The 14248-nt window shown below is 68.6% G+C and carries 16 protein-coding genes; all 16 read right to left on the bottom strand.

Features of this window, described 5'->3' with window-relative positions:
- Positions 1-20: 20 nt before the first annotated feature.
- A complete protein-coding gene (gene pheS / locus F1654_RS07355) occupies positions 21-1103 on the bottom strand; it encodes a phenylalanine--tRNA ligase subunit alpha (protein WP_150022877.1) in 1083 nt (360 codons plus the stop codon).
- Between the two features lie 157 nt (positions 1104-1260).
- Complete coding sequence (rplT, locus tag F1654_RS07350) at positions 1261-1617, bottom strand: 50S ribosomal protein L20 (RefSeq protein ID WP_150022876.1); 357 nt, start codon at positions 1615-1617, stop codon at positions 1261-1263.
- Between the two features lie 45 nt (positions 1618-1662).
- A complete protein-coding gene (gene rpmI / locus F1654_RS07345) occupies positions 1663-1866 on the bottom strand; it encodes a 50S ribosomal protein L35 (protein ID WP_150022875.1) in 204 nt (67 codons plus the stop codon).
- A 160-nt stretch (positions 1867-2026) separates the two neighbouring features.
- Positions 2027-2491 (bottom strand): peptidase S1, encoded by a 465-nt coding sequence (locus F1654_RS07340; RefSeq protein WP_233205182.1) that lies wholly within the window; start codon positions 2489-2491, stop codon positions 2027-2029.
- Positions 2492-2667: 176 nt separating this feature from the next.
- Positions 2668-4491, bottom strand: a complete 1824-nt coding sequence (locus F1654_RS07335; RefSeq protein ID WP_150022874.1) for an ABC-F family ATP-binding cassette domain-containing protein — start codon at positions 4489-4491, stop codon at positions 2668-2670.
- A gap of 70 nt (positions 4492-4561) precedes the next feature.
- Positions 4562-5860, bottom strand: a complete 1299-nt coding sequence (locus tag F1654_RS07330; RefSeq protein WP_150022873.1) for a S41 family peptidase — start codon at positions 5858-5860, stop codon at positions 4562-4564.
- 37 nt (positions 5861-5897) lie between these two features.
- On the bottom strand, positions 5898-7217 hold the full coding sequence (locus F1654_RS07325) for a murein hydrolase activator EnvC family protein (protein WP_150022872.1): 1320 nt from the start codon (positions 7215-7217) through the stop codon (positions 5898-5900).
- Entirely contained in the window at positions 7217-7690 is a 474-nt protein-coding gene (gene rlmH / locus F1654_RS07320; RefSeq protein ID WP_150022871.1) for a 23S rRNA (pseudouridine(1915)-N(3))-methyltransferase RlmH, read from the bottom strand. Before rlmH ends, F1654_RS07325 begins: the two co-directional genes overlap by 1 nt.
- A gap of 31 nt (positions 7691-7721) precedes the next feature.
- Entirely contained in the window at positions 7722-8030 is a 309-nt protein-coding gene (gene rsfS, locus F1654_RS07315; RefSeq protein WP_150022870.1) for a ribosome silencing factor, read from the bottom strand.
- A 135-nt stretch (positions 8031-8165) separates the two neighbouring features.
- Positions 8166-9158, bottom strand: coding sequence for an L-histidine N(alpha)-methyltransferase (egtD, locus tag F1654_RS07310; protein ID WP_150022869.1), 993 nt, complete (start codon positions 9156-9158; stop codon positions 8166-8168).
- A gap of 32 nt (positions 9159-9190) precedes the next feature.
- On the bottom strand, positions 9191-9778 hold the full coding sequence (locus tag F1654_RS07305) for a nicotinate-nucleotide adenylyltransferase (protein ID WP_199200502.1): 588 nt from the start codon (positions 9776-9778) through the stop codon (positions 9191-9193).
- Positions 9766-11037 (bottom strand): glutamate-5-semialdehyde dehydrogenase, encoded by a 1272-nt coding sequence (locus F1654_RS07300; RefSeq protein ID WP_150022867.1) that lies wholly within the window; start codon positions 11035-11037, stop codon positions 9766-9768. Before F1654_RS07300 ends, F1654_RS07305 begins: the two co-directional genes overlap by 13 nt.
- Positions 11034-12131: a glutamate 5-kinase gene (gene proB / locus F1654_RS07295; protein ID WP_408628248.1), complete on the bottom strand. Its 1098-nt coding sequence runs from the start codon at positions 12129-12131 to the stop codon at positions 11034-11036. Before proB ends, F1654_RS07300 begins: the two co-directional genes overlap by 4 nt.
- A 35-nt stretch (positions 12132-12166) precedes the next feature.
- Positions 12167-13228, bottom strand: coding sequence for a GTPase ObgE (gene obgE / locus F1654_RS07290; protein ID WP_150022865.1), 1062 nt, complete (start codon positions 13226-13228; stop codon positions 12167-12169).
- A gap of 10 nt (positions 13229-13238) precedes the next feature.
- Positions 13239-13811 (bottom strand): GNAT family N-acetyltransferase, encoded by a 573-nt coding sequence (locus F1654_RS07285; protein ID WP_150022864.1) that lies wholly within the window; start codon positions 13809-13811, stop codon positions 13239-13241.
- 144 nt (positions 13812-13955) lie between these two features.
- The gene (gene rpmA, locus F1654_RS07280) at positions 13956-14225 is read right to left on the bottom strand and encodes a 50S ribosomal protein L27 (protein WP_150022863.1); all 270 of its coding nucleotides are present in this window, start codon (positions 14223-14225) and stop codon (positions 13956-13958) included.
- Positions 14226-14248: the final 23 nt, after the last annotated feature.

Genomic DNA, 14248 nt, shown 5'->3' with positions numbered 1-14248 from the left:
CGCGTGTGCGTCCGGGTCAATCAGCTAAGGCCAGTGGCCAGATTGGCTTGCAAGAGCGGGCTGAAGCCGTAATGGGCGAGCCAGCGCGCGTCGGGCTCGAAGAAGGGGCGCAGGTCCGGCATGCCGTATTTGAGCATGGCGAGGCGATCCACCCCCATGCCGAAGGCGAAGCCCTGATACTCCTCCGGGTCCAGGCCGCAGGCGCGGATCACATTGGGATGGACCATGCCGCAGCCGAGGATCTCCATCCATTTATCGCCCGAGCCCACCTTCACCGCATCGCCCACACGCTCATAGCGCACGTCCATCTCGGCGCTGGGCTCGGTGAAGGGGAAGTGGTGCGGGCGAAGGCGCGCCTCCACCTCGTCGGTCTCGAAGAAGGCGGACAGGAAATCGATCAGGCAGCCTTTCAGGTGGCCCATATGGGTCTCGCGGTCGATCACCAGCCCTTCCACCTGATGGAACATGGGCGTATGGGTCTGGTCCCAGTCACACCGGTAGACCCGGCCCGGCGCGATGATGCGCACGGGCGGCTTGGACCCCATCAGCGTGCGGATCTGCACCGGCGAGGTATGGGTGCGCAGGAGTTTGGCGATGCCGCCCTCGTCGGGCGTCATGAAAAACGTGTCGTGCATGTCGCGCGCCGGGTGGCCGGCGGGGAAGTTGAGGGCGGTGAAATTATGGAAGTCGTCCTCCACGTCCGGGCCTTCGGCCACGGCGAAGCCCATATCGGCGAAAATGGCCGCCAGCTCCTCCATCACCTGGGAGACCGGATGCAGGCTGCCCGCCGGTTCGCGCCGGGCCGGCAGGCTCACATCGACACGCTCGGACGCCAGCGCGGCGTTGAGGGCGGCGTCTTCCAGCGCGGATTTGCGCGCATCCAGCGCCGCGCCCAGCCGGTCGCGCAGGCCGTTGAGGGCCGGGCCCATCACCTGGCGCTCCTCAGGGCTCATACCGCCCAGCGCACGCATTTTCAGCGACACCTCGCCCTTCTTGCCCAGAGCCGCGACGCGGATGTCGTCAAGGGCTTTCAGGTCGGCGGCGGCGGCGATGTCAGCCGTGAAGCGCGCTTCAAGCGCGTCGAGTTCGGCGGTCTGGCTCATGGGTGCATTCCGGTCGGGTGAGTTTGACGTGGGCGGTGTCTAGCGTGTTTTGCCGCGAAGGGGCGCCCGGTTTGTGCGTTGCGGCGCGTCCAGACGCAAACGCCCGCCTGGCGGGGCCAGGCGGGCGCTGAAATCCAGGTGTGAGAGCGGTGAGCTCTTACGCCAGCGCCTGCTTGGCCTGCTCGGCCAGCGAGGTAAACGCTTCGGGCTCGTGGATCGCGATGTCGGACAGCACCTTGCGGTCCAGCTCGATGCCGGCCTTGTTCAGGCCGTTCATGAAGCTGGCGTAGGTCAGGCCATTGAGGCGTGCAGCCGCGTTGATGCGCTGGATCCAGAGGGCGCGGAACACGCGCTTCTTGGCGCGGCGGTCGCGATAGGCGTACTGGTTGGCCTTTTCGACGGCCTGACGGGCGACGCGAATGGTGTTCTTGCGGCGGCCATAATAGCCTTTGGCCTGATCAAGAACTTTTTTTCTCCGGGCATGACGGGCCGGACCGGTGGAAACGCGGGCCATGGGATGATCTCCTTGACGGCTCTGATCTGGTGGGGTCCGGACCGCTTAGCGGTTGTACGGAAAATACGAGCGCTTGACGATCTTCGCGTCCGGCGCCGAAAGGGCGACGGTGCCGCGTTTCTGGCGGATCTGTTTCGGGGTCCGCTTGATCATGCCGTGGCGCTTGCCAGACTGAGCGGCCAGGACCTTGCCCGTGGCCGTGACCTTGAAGCGCTTCTTGGCGCCGCTTTTGGTCTTCATCTTCGACATTTCGCTCTCCTTCAAACATTCAGGCGCTTATCAGCGCTGGACGCGGTCTGCGGCCGCCCGGCATGTCGATGGGGCCGGGTGGGCCTGATTTATTGGAGCGCGGGTTATACGCGCGCCAGCCCGAAATGCAAGGGCCGGCGCGCATGGCCGCGGGCAGGCGCTACTGGCTGTACATTTCCGAAATTTGCAGCTGGGCCGAGGGCAGGCGTCCCGAGCGGTATGTGCCGACCCAGATATCGTACTGGCCGGACATGGGTTCGTCGAAGCGCAGCGAGGCGTTGAAGCCCTCGCCGCCATCATCATCGCAATACCGCGAGCCGTCCGGGCCGTTGATCACCAGCGTGGTGTCGGCCTGGGCGTTGGTGGAGATGATGAGCGGCCAGCTGCCGGCGGCGTATTCGAGACGCACGTCCGGCGCGTCGGCGATGTAGCCGTCGCACTGGCGGGAGATATTGCGCGCCGGGAGCGGACCGCCCGCTTGAAGATTGACAATATGGGGGTCGGGCGTGAAGCCGGAGGACAGGTTCACCTCCCCATAGGCCGGATCCAGCCTGTAATCCTGGGCTGCGACCAGGCCGGTCAGCGTTATGGCGGAGATGGCCGCCAAGGCAAACATGCCGATCATTGGACTATCTGATTATCCCTTTTGGATCGCCGGCCCCGTCAATGCAGAGCGGCCAGAAACGGAAAGCCCGGGCGCGCGTGTCCGGCATGAGCAACGGGCTGGCGCCAAGTTTCCAACGTAACGCCAATACGTTACGATTTTTATGCCGGTGACGCCAGGGAAATCCCGCCCCGGCTTCAGCCGCCGCCCTCCATCTCCTCGCGCAGCATTTCCAGCTCCAGCCAGCGGTCTTCCTTAGCGGCGCGCTCATCGCTGAGGCCCGCCAGCTCGGCGCTGGCGGCGTTGAAACGGGCCGGATCGCGGGTGAACAGGGCCGGGTCGGCCAGCTCGGCCTCCAGCGCTGCGATGCGTTCACCCAGCGCCTCGATCTCGCCGGGCAGGGTTTCCAGAGCATGCTTGTCCTTGAAGGACAGCTTGGCGCGGCCTTGGGGCCGTTCCGGCGCGCGGGCCGGGGGGCTGGCGGATTTGTCCTGGCGCGCGGGCGCCTCGCCTTTGCGCGCCGCCACGCCCGCTCCGCGCTGGGCGGTCATGTCGCTATAGCCGCCCGCATAGAGCCGCCACACGCCATCGCTTTCATAGGCGAGCGTGGCGGTGGCGGTGCGGTCGATGAAATCGCGGTCATGGCTGACCAGGATAACCGTTCCGGCATAGTCCGCGATCAGCCCTTCCAACAGGTCGAGGGTTTCCAGATCGAGATCATTGGTCGGCTCGTCCAGCACCAGAAGATTGGACGGCAGGGCCAGGGCGCGCGCCAGCATCAGCCTCGCCCGCTCACCGCCCGACAGCGCCCGGACCGGCGTGCGCGCCTGTTCGGGCTGGAACAGGAAGTCCTTCATATAGGCGGCCACATGCTTGACCGATCCGCCCACCTCCACGCGCTCGCCGCCGCCCGGCGCGATGGCTTCGGCCACGCTCCATTCGGGCTTCAGGGCCGCGCGATTCTGGTCCAGCGCCGCGATGTCGAGATTGGCGCCCAGGCGCACTGCGCCCTCAGCCGGCGTCAGCTGGCCGGTCAAGAGCCGGATCAGCGTGGTCTTGCCCGCCCCGTTGGGTCCGATCAGGGCCAGGCGGTCGCCGCGCGCAATGCGCAGGGACAAATCCTTCGCGATCACCCGCTCGCCAAAGCTATGGGTGAGGCCTTCAGCCTCAATCACCAGCTTGCCCGAGCGTTCGGCTTCGCTCAGCGCCATGGCGGCTGCGCCCTGGGGGCCGCGCCAGGCTTTCAGCTGGGCCTTCATGTCCTGCAGCTCGCCCACCCGGCGCATATTGCGCGTGCGCCTGGCCGTGACGCCATAGCGCATCCAGTGCTCTTCGCGCTCGATCTGTCGGGCGAGCTTGTGGCGCTCGGCTTCTTCCGCGGCGAACACCTCGTCGCGCCAGGCCTCGAACCGGGAAAAGCCCTTGTCCAGCCGGCGCGTAATTCCGCGGTCGATCCACACCACGGCGCGCGTGAGAGTCTCCAGAAAGCGCCGGTCGTGACTGATCAGCACCAGCGCCCCGCGCCAGCCCTTGAGCTCGTCCTCCAGCCATTCAATAGCGGGCAGGTCGAGATGGTTGGTGGGTTCGTCCAGCAACAATACGTCCGGTTGGGGCGCCAGCGTGCGCGCCAGCGCGGCCCGGCGCGCCTCGCCGCCTGACAGCTTCGAAGGCGCGGCTTCGGGATCAAGGCCGAGATGCTGGCACAGATAATCGGCCCGGTAGGCGTCATCGCCCGGCGTCAGGCCAGCGCGCACATACTCGATGACGCTGGCGTGCCCGGCCAGATCCGGTTCCTGAGGCAGATAGCGCACCGTGGCGCCGGGATGGGCGAAGCGCTCGCCGGCATCGGCTTCGATCAGCCCGGCGGCGATCTTCAGGAAAGAGGACTTGCCCGAGCCGTTACGCCCCACCAGCCCGATGCGTTCGCCCGGCCCGACAATCATGTCGGCCCCGGTCAGAAGCGGGGTCGCGCCGAATGTCAGCTGGATGCCGGCGAGGGTGAGGAGCGGAGGAGCGGCCATGGGGCGGGTCTATGCCGCTGCGCGCCGCCCCGGGCAAGGGGCGGCGCTCAGGCGGGCTGGATGGGCGGCGTTATTGCAGCCGGGCCTCGCGCCGGGCCATGCGGGCGCGCAATTCCTCGCGCGCGGCCTTGAGCTGGAAGTCGTCCGAGGTATTCCAGTCCTCGGGCGGCTGGCGGATATCCTCGAAATCGAAGGGCGGCTCGCGCTCGCCGTTCTCATTGGACAAGGCATTGCGCAGGTCCGCCTCGCCCGACAGGATGCGGGTCTCCGGCGTGATCTGGCGCGGCGCGACCAGCACGTCGGGGATCACGCCCCAGCCCTGGATGGAGCGCCCGGCGGGCGTGTAATAGCGCGCCGTGGTCAGGCGCAGCGCGCCGTCGCGTCCCCCGCGCAGCGGCACCACGGTCTGCATGGAGCCCTTGCCGAAGCTGGGCAGGCCCACAACAGTCGCGCGCTCGCGGTCCTGCAGGGCGCCGGCCACGATCTCCGAGGCGCTCGCCGAGCCGGCATTGACCAGCACCACGATGGGCGCGCCCGCCAGCATATCGCCCGCTTCGGCGTTATAGCGCCGTGTGTCGCGCGGATCGCGCCCGCGGGTGGAGACCACCTCGCCGCGGTCCAGGAACAGGCTCGACACGCTCACAGACTGCTCCAGCAGGCCGCCCGGATTGGAGCGCACGTCCAGGATCAGACCCGGCAGCGGCCCGCCCTGAGCGTTGACCAGATCGCGCAGCGCGGCGGTCACGCGCTCTGTCGTGTTCTCGTTGAAGGTGGTGATGCGCAGGTAAGGCAGGTCCTCTTCCATGCGATAGACCACCGAGCGCACCTCCACGGCGGCGCGCACCACGGTCACCTCGAACGGGTCTTCGCCCTCGCGCCCGATGGTCAGGGTCACCGGCTCGCCGGCCGGGCCGCGAATGCGCTCGACCACCGCGTCCATGCCCGCGCCAACCATATTGTCCCCGTCCACCGCCAGGATCACGTCATTGGCTTCCAGTCCGGCCTCTTCGCCCGGCGTGCCGGCGATGGGCGAGACGATGGTGACCATGTCATTGCGCCAGGTGACCTCGATGCCGATGCCGTAATATTCCCCGCGCGTAGTGGTCTGCATCTCCTGGAAAGCTTCCGGCGGCAAATAGCGCGAATGGGGATCAAGCGAAGTCAGCATGCCGTTGATCGCCGCCTCGATCAGCATGGCCTTGTCGGTTTCGACCACGTAATCGGATTCAACCCGGCTGAGCACATCGCCGAACAGTTCGAGCTGGCGGAAGGTCTCGGCGCGGTCCCGGTCGGGGCGCTCGGCGGACATGCCCAGCGTCGCGGCTCCAATCCCGAAAAGGACGGCGGAAGCGATGATCAGGAGGCGCATGCGGGTCATCCTCGTTCGGCAGCGTCAGGCAGGCGCATCAGCCCCTGCGATATTCAGGCCGCAGCCAAGGCTCGGGGTCTGTAGCGTCGTCCGAGCTGCGGCGTATCTCAAGATAGAGCATTGGAGCCGGATTGGCACGGTCGCTCATGAGTCCCACCGGCTCGCCGGTCAAAAGGGACTGTCCCTCCGATGCATAGATCAGCGCAAGCCCGCCTAACACAATCGTGTAGCCGTCGGGCGTGTTGATCATCACCACACCATCAAAGCCCTGGAACGGGCCGGCATAGACGGTCATGCCGTCAAAGGGCGCGGTGACGGCGGCGCGCGGCGCGGCCTCGAACCATACGCCGTCCCGGCGCACCCCGTCCGGACCGGGCTGTCCCGAACGCACCGCCAGGCGGCCATTGACCGGCGGGCGCAGCGCGCCGCGCGCATCGGCCAGGCGCAGCGTTTCAGGCGGGCCGGTCAGGGGGCGGGCGTCAACCAGCCCCCCTGATGCAGACGGGCGTACGGCCTGCTGGGCTTCGGCCAGCAAGGCGCCCAGCGCCTCTTCGGGCGGATCCTCGCGTCCGGGCGCCAGGCGCGGCACAGGCGGTCCGTCAGCCTCGGGCGGCGCGGGCGGATCAAAGCGCGGGGCCAGGCGCGGCTCGGCGGCGGCGAAGCGGCGGATCTCGGCGAGCAGTTCGCGCAGGGAGCCCGCCTCGCGCGCAATGCGCGCGGCGCGCGACGACAGATCATCGGCTTCTGCGCGCAGGCGCCGTTCGGCGTCCCGGCGCCGGGCGATCAATGCTTCCACTTCCGCGCGGGTCTCGGACAGCGCCTCGCGCGCATCGGCCACAGCATCAGCCTGGGCGGTCAGGCGCAGCTCCAGCGCCTCGATCTCGGCCAGGCGTTCGCGCACGGCGCGCGCGCGCGCTTCAAGCTGCGGAGCGAGGGCGGCGAGCAGGCTGGCGGCGCGCGCCGCTTCGGCTGCATCGTCCGGGGTGACCGCCAGGGCGGGGGGATCGGCCAGGGCGATGCGCTGCAGGGCGGCCAGCACCTGGGCCAGCCCGGCCCTGTCGGCGGCCAGGCGCTCGCGCAGCTCTGCGCGCTCAGCCTCCAGCGCTTCAAGCTCAGATACGGCGCGCGACGCCTCGGTTTCGCGCGCCCGCACCTCGTCGCCCGCCGCGGCGAGCCGGCGCTGCAACAGGGCGATCTCGGCGCTTGCGGCCTCGGCGTCGAGGCGGCGCGCCTCAGCTTCCTCGCGCAGGGCTTCGGCCTGGCTCTCCAGTTCCTCCGCCCGCTCCGGATCGGGGGCGGACTGGGCCATGGCCAGGCTCAGCGCCAGCATCAGGGCGGTGATGAGGGCAGCTGGCATCATCCCTCCCGGTGATAAGGCGATCCCGCGATCAGCGAAACGGCCCGGTAGAGCTGTTCGGCCAGCATGACGCGCACCAGCTTGTGCGGCCAAGTGGCTGCGCCATAGCTGATCAGCCGCGCGCCGGCGGGCAGAAGCGCGCGCTCATGCCCGTCCGCACCGCCGATGAGAAATACCGCCTGGCGCACGCCCTCGTCACGGTGTCTGGCCAGCAGCCCGGAAAAGTCCGCAGAGCCCAGCGTGCGGCCGGTCTCGTCCAGTACAAACACGGCTGCGCCCGGCTCCAGCGCGTCCAGGAGGGCGGCCGTCTCGGCGGCGCGGTCTTTCAGGCTGCGCGGATCGGTTTCGCGTTCTGTGAAGGGACCCAGACCCAGCGCGCGGCCCTGGGCCGTGGCGCGGGCGAGATAATCATCGACCAGCGTGCGCTCGGGCCCGGCCTTCAGCCGTCCGACGGCCCGGATTTCCGCACGCATGGCTCAAGCTCCGCGTCTGGACGCCGTCAGATCAGGCCGCGCCGCCCGGCGACGCCGACCACATCTTCTCCAGATCGTAGAAGGCGCGCACTTCGGGGCGGAAGACATGGACGATCACATCGCCCGCATCGATCAGCACCCAGTCGGCGGTCTTCAGCCCCTCGGCGCGCACGCCATTCACCCCGGCCTCCTTGAGTTTGGTCAGGAGGTGATCGGAGATCGCGCCCACATGCCGGTTGGACCGGCCCGAGGCGATGATCATGATGTCGGTGACCGAGGATTTGCCTTCAAGGTCGATGGCGACGATGTCTTCGGCCTTGTCGTCCTCAAGCGCGGCTATGACCAGGGCTTCGAGCGCCTGGGGCCCGTGAATGCGCGCGGCGGCCTCGCCGTCCGGGGCGCGGTGTTGCAGGTCGGTGGACAGTATCCTGGCTCCTCAATTCGTCCGGCTCATCCCGGACAAGTCTTCAATCTATCATGCTTCGCGGGCGCGTTCGAGCCAGTGTATGGAAAAGGCCTCGGCGGGCGCCAGAAACACGTGTTTTGGCGCCAGTCCGGCGGACCGGGCCAGGTCGCGGAAAATGTCCGGGGTGAATTTATGCGAGTTTTCGGTGTGGATGGTCTCTTCGGCGCGCAGCTGGAAGGATCGCCCGGCCACGGTGAAGGACTGGTCGCGCAGAGCCTGGAGATACATTTCCACACGCGACCGGTACGGGTTCCAGAACGCCTTGTATGCAAGGCCTTCAGGATCAATCGTGCCATCCAGTTCGGCATTGATCCGGGCCACCAGATTATAGTTGAACGCCGCCGTCGCCCCGCCCGCATCGTCATAGGCGGCTTCCAGAATGGCGGCGTCCTTGCGCAGATCCACCCCGATCAGAAGCGCGTCGCCGGGCCTGAGCCAGTCGCGGAAGGTCTGTAATAGCGCTTTGGCGTCAATCAGCTCGAAATTGCCGATGGTGGAGCCGGGGAAGAACACGATGCGCCGCCCCGGCGGCAGGGGCAGGGCGTCCAGATCGATGGGCCGGGTGAAGTCATGGCAAACTGCGCCTATGACCATGTCCTGGTGATCGCTGGCGATATCGGCGCAGGCCGCTTTCACGTGCTCGCCGGAAATATCCATGCCCACATAGGCCGCCGGGTTGTCGAGCGCATCGATCAGCTTGCGCACCTTGACGCTGGACCCCGCCCCCGGCTCCAGCACCACCGCGCCAGGCCCGGCCAGGGCGCGCAGCTCCGGCCCGGTCTGGTCCAGCAAGGCAAGCTCGGTGCGGGTGATGTAATATTCCGGCGCCCGGGTGATCGCATCGAATATGCGCGAGCCTTGCGCATCATAGAAGTATTTGGGCGCAATGGCCTTTTGAGGCTTGCTCAGGCCGTCGAGCACATCAGCGCGGAAATCGCCTGCGGGCGGGCGCAAATCCTTGAAAAAAGCCAGTTCCGGCGCGCTGGCGGCTGGGCGGGTCATGGTCATGATGATCTGGCGGGGGCAGCTGCGGCTCAGCCGCGCATCAGGCGCGACGCATGGGGATGTAACGGCTCGGTGAGATAAGTCCAGCCGGGCGCGCCACGGTCCGCCAGCGCGCGCGCCTGGCTCTCGGGCAGACGATGCTGGCGCAAGGCCTTGGCTGCACGGCTGAAACGCGGATCGGGTCCGGCGCTGGCGCGGGCGATCACGGCCAAAGGAATGCGTGCAATTATCTCCCGCCAGTCCTTCCAGCGGTGCAGCTCGCCCAGACCGTCCGCCCCCATGATCCAGACAAAGCGCACGCCGGGGTGGCGCGCCTGCAGATGGCGCAGGAGGTCTATCGTATAGCCCGCGCCCAGTTGCGCCTCGATGGAGCTGATTACATGGCGCGGTCCCGGCGCCAGCCGCCGCACGGCGTCCATTCGGGCGTCAAGCGGCGCTGGCGCGTCGTCCTTCAGCGGATTGCCCGGGCTGACCAGCCACCAGACCCGGTCCAGCTGCAGGCGCTTGAGCGCGGTTTGCGCCACATGCCTGTGACCCTCATGAGGCGGATTGAACGAGCCGCCATAAAGCCCGACACGAAGGCCCGGCGTGAGGGTGTCAGACTTCAGTCCGGCCATGATCCGCGCACCTGGCCGTGTCCGAGCACGATATATTTGTGGGTGGTCAGCTGGGCGGCCCCCACCGGCCCGCGTGCATGCAGGCGTCCGGTGGCGATGCCGATCTCGCCGCCAAACCCGAACTCGCCCCCGTCGGAAAACCCCGTGGCGGCGTTGTGCAGGACCACAGCCGAGTCCGCTTCATGGAGAAAGCGCCGGGCGGCCGCCTCGTCCTGCGTGATGATGGCGTCGGTATGGCCCGAGCCATAGGCCGCGATATGGGCGAGGGCGGCGTCCAGCCCTTCGACCACCCGCACCGCCAGGATGGCGTCGAGATATTCCGTGGCCCAGTCCGCTTCGTCCGCCGCCTTCATACCGGGAACCAGGGTCCGCGCCGCGTCATCCCCGCGCAGGGCGCAGCCTGCGCCTGCGAGCGCCCCGGCGATCACCGGCAGGAGGGCGGGCGCGCAGGCCGCATCGATGAGAAGGGTCTCGGCCGCATTGCACACGCCGGTGCGGCGCATCTTGGAATCCAGAACGATGCGCAGGGCCTTTTCGGGGTCGGCGCGCTCATGGACATAGACATGGCACACCCCGTCGAGATGGCTCAGCACGGGCGTGCGCGCATATGCACGCACATGGGCGACCAGGCTCTTGCCGCCGCGCGGGATGACCAGATCGCATCCGCCCTCGTCCAGCGACAGCATGGCCGTCACCCAGTCCCGGTCTGCATCCGGGGGCGTCTGGATGGCGTCAGCGGGCAAGCCCGCCGCCTCCAGACCTTCGCGCAGGGCGCTGACCAGCGCCGTGCTGGAGCCCGCCGTCTCCGATCCGCCGCGCAGGATCACCGCATTGCCTGCGCGCAGGCACAGGGCGGCGGCGTCGGCGGTGACATTGGGGCGGCTTTCGAAAATCACCCCGATCAGCCCGATGGGAACGCTCACCTCCACCATCTCCAGCCCGTTGGGCCGGGTCCAGCGGCGGCGCTCTGCGCCTACCGGATCAGGCAGGGCGGCGATGGCCTCCACACCTGCAGCGATGGCTTCCAGGCGGTCGGCATCGAGGGTCAGCCGGTCGATGAAGGCGGCGGATTCGCCCCGCGTGCGCGCTGCTTGGGTCTCTTTCGCATTGACGCTCAGGATCGCATCGGCGCGCGCGCGGATGGCGGCGGCGCCGGCCTTCAGCGCCGCGCTGCGCGCTTCAGGCCCGGCGCGCTCCACGGCGAGGCGGGCGGCGCGGCCCCTGGCGGCCATGGCGGCGAAGCGCTCTGAGATGGTCATGAGGCGTCCTCCCCGTCCAGCACGATATCGCCAGCATGCACCAGCGCCGCGCCCCGGCGATAGCCCAGCGCGGCTTCGGCGTTCCCGGTGCGCAGGCCGGCAATGCGCCGGGCCTCTTCTGAGTCGTAACCGGCGATGCCCGTGGCGAAGGCCTCGCCCTCAGGGCCGATGAGGCGCACGGCCTCGCCGCGTGCAAACCGCCCCTCCACCTTGGCCACGCCGGCAGGCAGAAGGCTGCGCCCGGCTGTCACCGCGCGCTGCGCTCCGGCGTCCAGATGCAGCCGGCCTGACGGCTCAAGAGAGCCGCGTATCCAGGCCCGGCGCGCGCTTTCGGGCGAGCCTTGGGCGGCGAACCAGCTGGCGCGCGCGCCCTGGCGCAAGGCCTCCACCGGACGCTCTGCTGCCCCGGATGTGATCACCACCGCGCAGCCCGCCGCCATGGCGATGCGCGCCGCGGCGATCTTGCTGGCCATGCCGCCCGTGCCTGCGCCGGACCGGGCGGGACCGGCCAGCGCCTCGATGGCCGGCGTGATGGCGGGAATGTCGGAGATATGCTGCGCGCCGGGCCGGGCCGGATCGCGGTCATACAGTCCGTCCACGTCAGATAATATGATCAGCAGACGCGCCGCGCACAGCTGGGCGGTGCGGGCCGCCAGCCGGTCATTATCGCCAAAGCGCAATTCCTCGGTGGCCACCGTGTCGTTCTCGTTGATCACCGGCACGGCGCCCAGACGGATCAGGGTTTCGAGCGTATTGCGCGCATTGAGCCAGCGCGGGCGTGCTTCGGTGTCAGCCGGTGATAATAGCGCCTGTGCGGCGGGGAAGCCGTGCCCGGCGAAGGCCTGGTCCCACAGATGGATCAGCAGGGCTTGCCCCGCGGCGGCGGCGGCCTGCTTGTGTTCCAGGCTCAGCTTCTGGCGCGGGCCCAGCCCCAGCCGCGGCCGGCCCAGCGCCACCGCGCCTGAAGACACCAGCACAACGTCCTGACCGCGCGCGCGCAAGGATGCGATGTCGGCGGCCAGCGCGGCGAAGCGTTGAGGGCGCGGCGCGCCCGTGGCGGCCTCGATCAGCTGGGCCGATCCGATCTTGATCACCACCCGGCGGGCGGCGTCCAGTCGCGCAGCCGCGCTCACGGGGTCCAGCCGGTCTCGTCCTGGCCGGGCGCGCGCGCCGCCTCTTTCGCTTCGCGCTCGGCGGCCAGGCGGGCCTTGACCGCCTCCCACACCTGGAACATCAGGGGGCGCACCCCGTCCTGTGTGGCGCCCGACAGGCGCACAACATCGCGCCCGCTGGCCTTGCGCAGGGCGGCCTCGGCGGCGTCCAGCGTCTCCTCAGCCACCGCGTCGGTCTTGTTCAGCACCACGATCTCGGGCTTGTCCTCCAGCCCTGCGCCATAGGCTTCCAGCTCGCCGCGCACGATGGCGTAGGCGCCTGCAGGATCCTCGCCCGATGCGTCCACCAGATGGATCAGCAGCGCGCAGCGCTCCACATGGCCGAGGAAGCGGTCGCCGATCCCTGCGCCCTCATGGGCGCCTTCAATTAGGCCGGGAATATCGGCCAGCACGAAGCGCGCGCCGGGGGCCAGATCCACCACGCCCAGATTGGGATGCAGGGTGGTGAAGGGATAGTCGGCGATTTTCGGCGTGGCCGCGCTCACCACCGAGAGCAGCGTCGACTTGCCCGCATTGGGCAGGCCGATCAGCCCTGCATCCGCGATCAGTTTCAGGCGCAGCCAGACCCAGCGCTCCTCGCCCGGCTCGCCCGGCTGGGAGATGCGCGGCGCCTGGTTGCGGCTGGTGGTGAAGTGGGCATTGCCCTTGCCCCCGCGCCCGCCCTTGGCCAGCAGCACGCGCTGGCCGGCCTCGGTCATGTCGGCGAGCACGGTCTCATTGTCCTCGTCGAGGATCTGTGTGCCCACCGGCACTTTGATCGTGACGCTGTCCCCGTCCGGGCCGGTGCGGTTGCGCCCCGAGCCGTGCACGCCGCGCGCGGCCTTGAAATGCTGCTGGTAGCGGTAGTCGATGAGGGTATTGAGCCCCTCCACCGCTTCGGCCCAGACATCGCCGCCCGCGCCGCCATCACCGCCATCGGGACCGCCGAACTCGATATATTTCTCCCGCCGGAAGGAGACGCACCCCTGTCCGCCCTGTCCGGACTTGATGAACACCTTGGCTTGGTCGAGGAATTTCATGAGGGATGCTCTATCCGGTCTTGAGGCCGATGGGTAGCGCCATGGCGCGGTGCGGGACGCTGGCCAGGCGCCCCAGGCAGTACATGGGCGTGGTCTGGCCGTTATCGATATAGGCGAAGCCCAGCTTCTCCAGCACCCGGCCCGAGGCCGGATTGTCGGCGAAATGGCCCGCCGTCAGGCGGGTGAAGCCGCGCGCGCGGGCCAAGTCCACCATGGCCGCCGCCGCCTCGCTGATATAGCCCCGCCCCCAGTGCTCGCGCGCCAGCCAATAGCCCAGATCGCGCGAGCCCGCCTTGCGCCCGTGCAGACCGATCACGCCCAGGGGCGTTCCATCTTGGCGCCGTGTGATCAGGCGCACCTGGCAATGTCCGGCGTCTTCGCGCGCGCGCATGATCAGGATGAACATCTCCGCACTTAACACCGGCATGGGCGCCGGGATGCGCGCCACCATGCGCGCCACGTCAGGCCGCCCGCCCTCCCGGGCCAGAAAGGGCGCATCAGCAAGGCGCATCGGGCGCAGGGCCAGCCGGGCGGTGATCCGGTCCGGCGGGGCGTCGGGTCTGGTTTCGGGCGCCGCGGTCATGGCGGCCTCCTTGGTGCAGGCAAGGCGCCGGGGATGGCGCACGAAAAAGGGGAGCCGGGCGACCCGTCTCCCCTTTTATCCAGCTTGCCGCCGGACCGGATCGCCCCGTCTCGGGAGGGGCGGTCCGTGTCCTGTCACGCCGCCCTATTCAGCCGCCTTCGCAAGCGGGGCGACATTGACGAAAGTGCGGTCATTGGCCTTGGTGCGGAACTCCACCCGGCCCTCGGTGAGGGCGAACAGGGTATGATCCTTGCCCATGCCGACATTCTCGCCGGGATAATATTTGGTGCCGCGCTGGCGCACGATGATATTGCCCGGGACCACGGCCTGGCCGCCGGATTTCTTGACGCCCAGGCGCCGGCCGATGGAATCGCGGCCGTTACGCGAGGAGCCGCCTGCTTTCTTGTGAGCCATATCCGCTCTCCTTCAAATGCCTG

Origin of the sequence: Alkalicaulis satelles (genome assembly GCF_008630495.1) — a bacterium.
GTDB lineage: Bacteria > Pseudomonadota > Alphaproteobacteria > Caulobacterales > Maricaulaceae > Oceanicaulis > Oceanicaulis satelles.
This window is presented reverse-complemented; position numbering and strand designations above follow the sequence as displayed.

Coding starts and splice junctions, on each gene's coding strand:
- pheS (WP_150022877.1), bottom strand. CDS start 1,103: ATGAGCCAGACCGCCGAACTCGACGCGCTTGAAGCGCGCTTCACGGCT.
- rplT (WP_150022876.1), bottom strand. CDS start 1,617: ATGGCCCGCGTTTCCACCGGTCCGGCCCGTCATGCCCGGAGAAAAAAA.
- rpmI (WP_150022875.1), bottom strand. CDS start 1,866: ATGTCGAAGATGAAGACCAAAAGCGGCGCCAAGAAGCGCTTCAAGGTC.
- F1654_RS07340 (WP_233205182.1), bottom strand. CDS start 2,491: ATGATCGGCATGTTTGCCTTGGCGGCCATCTCCGCCATAACGCTGACC.
- F1654_RS07335 (WP_150022874.1), bottom strand. CDS start 4,491: ATGGCCGCTCCTCCGCTCCTCACCCTCGCCGGCATCCAGCTGACATTC.
- F1654_RS07330 (WP_150022873.1), bottom strand. CDS start 5,860: ATGCGCCTCCTGATCATCGCTTCCGCCGTCCTTTTCGGGATTGGAGCC.
- F1654_RS07325 (WP_150022872.1), bottom strand. CDS start 7,217: ATGCCAGCTGCCCTCATCACCGCCCTGATGCTGGCGCTGAGCCTGGCC.
- rlmH (WP_150022871.1), bottom strand. CDS start 7,690: ATGCGTGCGGAAATCCGGGCCGTCGGACGGCTGAAGGCCGGGCCCGAG.
- egtD (WP_150022869.1), bottom strand. CDS start 9,158: ATGACCCGCCCAGCCGCCAGCGCGCCGGAACTGGCTTTTTTCAAGGAT.
- F1654_RS07305 (WP_199200502.1), bottom strand. CDS start 9,778: ATGGCCGGACTGAAGTCTGACACCCTCACGCCGGGCCTTCGTGTCGGG.
- F1654_RS07300 (WP_150022867.1), bottom strand. CDS start 11,037: ATGACCATCTCAGAGCGCTTCGCCGCCATGGCCGCCAGGGGCCGCGCC.
- obgE (WP_150022865.1), bottom strand. CDS start 13,228: ATGAAATTCCTCGACCAAGCCAAGGTGTTCATCAAGTCCGGACAGGGC.
- F1654_RS07285 (WP_150022864.1), bottom strand. CDS start 13,811: ATGACCGCGGCGCCCGAAACCAGACCCGACGCCCCGCCGGACCGGATC.
- rpmA (WP_150022863.1), bottom strand. CDS start 14,225: ATGGCTCACAAGAAAGCAGGCGGCTCCTCGCGTAACGGCCGCGATTCC.